Source organism: Bacillus cereus group sp. MYBK101-2, assembly GCF_051918845.1.
GTDB classification, from domain to species: Bacteria; Bacillota; Bacilli; order Bacillales; family Bacillaceae_G; genus Bacillus_A; species Bacillus_A paranthracis.
Genome location: NZ_JBQAIE010000036.1, coordinates 1 through 4209 on the forward strand (window position 1 = coordinate 1; position 4209 = coordinate 4209).

The following is a 4209-nucleotide window of genomic DNA, read 5'->3' on the forward strand; positions in this document are numbered from 1 at the left end:
TCAAAAAATACTACCTGTTCCTTTCGGAACTTTTAACCCTATATATAGAGTGAGAAGAGAGAGACTTTTAAAAGTGTAAAAAATGTTGATATATCAGTGTTTTTAAAGATTTTCGTGTGTCACAAATATGTGACACGTGTGTCACATATTTGTGACACACGAAATAATAAAAAATCGTAGTTATCGATTTGATAACTACGATTTTTATTTTCAAAAAAACTTATTAGGTAAATCCTTTAAAATAGGCATCTTCATAGCTTTATAAAACATAACTTTTAATGCTTCATTTACATTGTCCTTATCTCCTGCATAAACCACATGAGGATTAATAAATACTGCATAAGCTTTAGCATTATTTCCTTCAACGCCTGAATCACCTTTAAATAAAATTCCTTTTTTAACTAAAGAATTGATTACTGTACTTGTAGGTTGTCTAGAAGCATCTATTAATTTTGCAATCTCTGTAATATTTGCGGGTACAGGGTTTTTCGCTTTAATATCAAGAACAATACAATTACTAGAAAAAGCAATATAAGGAATTATTTCAGTTAAAAAAATCTTCTCCCTATCTGTTAAATATTTTTGCCTATACAAATAGCCTAGATTCTCTTGCATTGATTGAGCAAACCTCACTTTCGATTGAGGACTCTTTTTAGTTCCTATGTAAATCTCTTTACCACCAGTAGCTTTACTTAACACCTTTAAAGCTTCATCTACTGCGTCTTGATCCATCCCATGATGTTCTTCTTCAAATTGTTTTTGCTCAATCTCTAAATCTCTTTTTCTCGCTTTTTGTTCAGCTTGTCCAAAGTTAATAATCTTTTTTGTCATGTGTTGTTGCTCCTCTCATTTTGTGAGCACCAACATAAATACCAAAAATCATAATTATGGTATTACCCTAATAATAAAATTATGATAATCTATAAACAGATATTGATTTTTAGGTATTTTCGTTGAATACCCTTTGAAACGAGCCATGTTGGAGCATGGCTCGTTTTTATTTTATCACACATATAATCCCAAGAAATGGTCAAACAAAATTTAGAGAAACTTTTACTCACTTTGTTAAAAACGCTCCATGTCATGTCTCCGTTGTTTATGCTTCAGTTCCTTCTTGTGTTCACGTTCAAATTGATTGTCTACACCATTCATATCCAGTTCATTCTTAACAAGTCCTCTAAACGCCTTAAAATGCTCTCCAAGGACTTTTTTCGTGTTGTGGTATAAAACCTTTATGTTTTCCTTTAAATCTCCTATATGGGCTTTTAACGAGCTTATTTCCTTACGTAGTTTTCTATTCTCATCTTCCAAATCTGTATTTTTGTTAATAGCTTCAACCAAACCATCTGCTAAACTATCAACTTTACCTTGTAATTCTTTATTTTCTCGAACTAAATCTGTACGCTGCAAACGCTCATAATCTTTTTTCACTGAATATCCAGCATTAATTATTCCTTGCACTCTTTTTAATTCTTTAGTTCCAACAATCCAATTCTCTGTTGGTTTTTCTACTGTTTCTTTTTTAAATAAACCTTTATGAACAACCTCTGTTTTCTTCTCTCTCTCAGCTTTAATCTTGATTTCTCCTGGTAATCGTTCACTCATTTCTAACAATTTATTTTTCTTATTTGCCAAATCTTTTTCTAACTGCTGAATTTCTCTTTGTAAATCTTTTCTCTCTTTGTATTCACGAACATCTTTATAATCATTTGTGCCAACAATTTTTCGTTCAATACTACGCTCTTTTAACATTTCGCCTAACAAATTAACCTCTTTTTCTCGCCAATCATCAAAAGGACGAGTTTTATCTAAAGTTGGATCTTGTTGCGTAATCGCTCGGTCAAATGATACTTGCTTTTCAAGTCCACGTTTATATCCGCTTGCTACTGGAACAAAATTCAAATGCATGTGTGGGCTCGCTTCATCATTGTGAATGACTGCGTTATAAATTTTTAAATTTGGATTTCGTTTTTCAAATTCCGATAACCATTCTTCTAAAATTTCGTTAGCCCTTTCAAAATCTTGTTTACTAGAAAAATCATCTTTATCTCCAACTTGAATAATCATTTCTTGCTGAAGCGATGTTTTTTTACTGGACTGAATGTGTTTGTAATAGTCATCAATTTTTCGGTCGTTACGTTTTTGTTTGGCGTTATAGTTCTCCAACACTTCTCCAAATTCTTCTCGATATAATTCCTTTAAATCTTTCTGAACAAGATATTTATTTTCGTCAGAACGTGAATAATCAATATGCGAATTCCGCTCTTTTTCCTTCTCGCTCATTGTCCTGTTATTGTGTTTGATATTGGTTTTGTTCGTTGCCTTTTTCAAAGAAACTGACATGCTCATGACGAATCAACTCCTTGCTCCCACTATACCAGAAGCTTTGTTACTTTGGCAAAGTAACCTTTTCTGTATTGTGACATTCCGCTACGCTCCATGTACACAATGAAAAGGCTCTGCGAGGCTGTTTTGGCTATCGCCAAGCCATGCTTTGCATGACAAAAAACAAAACCTTGGACTCTGTCCAAACCTGCTGGGGAACTCTTCCCCAGACCCCCTTAATCCAACTCCCCAACCCCTCAATCCTTGAGGGGCTCCCTCGCCGGTTGGCAGAGTCAAAAGGGTACCTTTTGACAACCACAAGAGGGTTGCATAGTGAGTGTGTCAACTCCTTATCCTCCCGCCCCCTTACGGGTTCGGTCCGGTACCGTTGACACACGCTATGCAGCTACCTCTACCTAATTAAAAACCTAATTTTCTACTCAAGTAGCACTACATAGGTTCCCCTCTCTTTTGATTTATAAAATCAACATTCTATGAACTTGTTATTAAGGAGTACCACCAGCATTTTGAAAAAAACCACGCTAAGAGTATGCAAGATTTTATGCAAAAAATCGGAAGACATAGGGAACTATGGGGAGGCCGAAAAGCCCGCCATAATAGGAATGTATAAAAAAATGCATAGAATCATAGAAAAAGACAAAGGCGGATTCCTTGTGGGAATAGGGATCCGCCTTTGTCTTCACTACCGATAATGAGACGTTATGTTAACTGATAGTGTATGGAGTATACAAAGAAAACAAGAGTATGGCTACCACATTCTTGTGATAAAATGGAATAGAAAGGGTGATTTAATTGAATATTTTATGGGACTTTGACGGAACACTTTTTAATACATATCCTGCCTATACCAAAATACTCTCTCTAGTACTTGGAGAAGAGATAGATAAACAGGAGATTTATAAAAAATTAAAGATTTCATACTCACATGCACTAGACTACTATAATGTTTCTAGTGACCAGAAAGAGAAAATTAAAAGCTTAAAAAAGGAATTGTCTCCAAAAGACATGAAACCATTTGATGGCGTGGAAGAAATTTTGAAATTTGCAGATAAGAATGTAATCATGACACATAAACACAGAGATGGAGTTTTAGCAATTTTAAAATATTATGGATGGGACAAATACTTTGTAGATATGGTTACGATTGATAATGGTTTTCCTCGCAAACCCAACCCATCAGCATATACTTACTTGCATCAAAAACACAAAATTGATCTAGCTATTGGAGATAGAGAATTAGATTTGCTACCTGCAAAAGAATTAGGAATCATAACATGCATGTTTCAAGGTCAAAGTGATGTAGCAGATTATTATTTAAACGATTACTCAGAATTTTTCAATAAGGGTATTCCATTATCAAAACAGTTGTATCTTCAGCAATAAATCGCTGAAGATATATGATAGATTTATTGACTTCCGCTTTCGAAGATTATGTAAATGAGCTGTCTATATGGACGGCTTATTATTTTTTCGCTTAAGATTTTCCCCTTGTTTTTGGGTGGAATGGTGAAGGCTGGGGTGAAGCGTAGCGAGGGGCTAGCCCCTAAATATGCATCAAATACATATTGCAAAAGAATAATGTATCGGTTGGGAGAACTGGGTGGTTCGGCTGGTACAATTGCTTGTTCAAGTCGAGCAACTTAAATTCTCGTTTTTGGTCTGTTCGGCTTGGCGAAAGTCAAAAACCAGCCGAAAAAAGTTTTGCAAGGAGGGAGCAAAGCGGACAAGGTGGAGATTTTTTGAATGGGGTTCTCAAAAAATACTACCTGTTCCTTTCGGAACTTTTAACCCTATATATAGAGTGAGAAGAGAGAGACTTTTAAAAGTGTAAAAAATGTTGATATATCAGTGTTTTTAAAGATT

At 34.8% G+C, this 4209-nt stretch carries 3 protein-coding genes; 1 reads left to right on the plus strand and 2 read right to left on the minus strand.

What is annotated here, in order from left to right; translation table 11 throughout:
- Positions 1-210: 210 nt before the first annotated feature.
- Positions 211-831: a hypothetical protein gene (locus ACTFSI_RS27730; RefSeq protein WP_000162395.1), complete on the minus strand. Its 621-nt coding sequence runs from the start codon at positions 829-831 to the stop codon at positions 211-213.
- Between the two features lie 234 nt (positions 832-1065).
- A complete protein-coding gene (locus ACTFSI_RS27735) occupies positions 1066-2349 on the minus strand; it encodes a plasmid recombination protein (RefSeq protein WP_277715693.1) in 1284 nt (427 codons plus the stop codon).
- A gap of 789 nt (positions 2350-3138) precedes the next feature.
- Between ACTFSI_RS27735 and ACTFSI_RS27740 the strand changes: the two genes are divergently transcribed.
- Positions 3139-3729: an HAD family hydrolase gene (locus ACTFSI_RS27740; RefSeq protein ID WP_001024262.1), complete on the plus strand. Its 591-nt coding sequence runs from the start codon at positions 3139-3141 to the stop codon at positions 3727-3729.
- Positions 3730-4209 lie beyond the last annotated feature (480 nt).

What these genes read in the sequence shown, in the direction of transcription:
- ACTFSI_RS27730 (WP_000162395.1), bottom strand. Translation starts at nt 831, where the DNA reads ATGACAAAAAAGATTATTAACTTTGGACAAGCTGAACAAAAAGCGAGA.
- ACTFSI_RS27735 (WP_277715693.1), bottom strand. Translation starts at nt 2,349, where the DNA reads ATGAGCATGTCAGTTTCTTTGAAAAAGGCAACGAACAAAACCAATATC.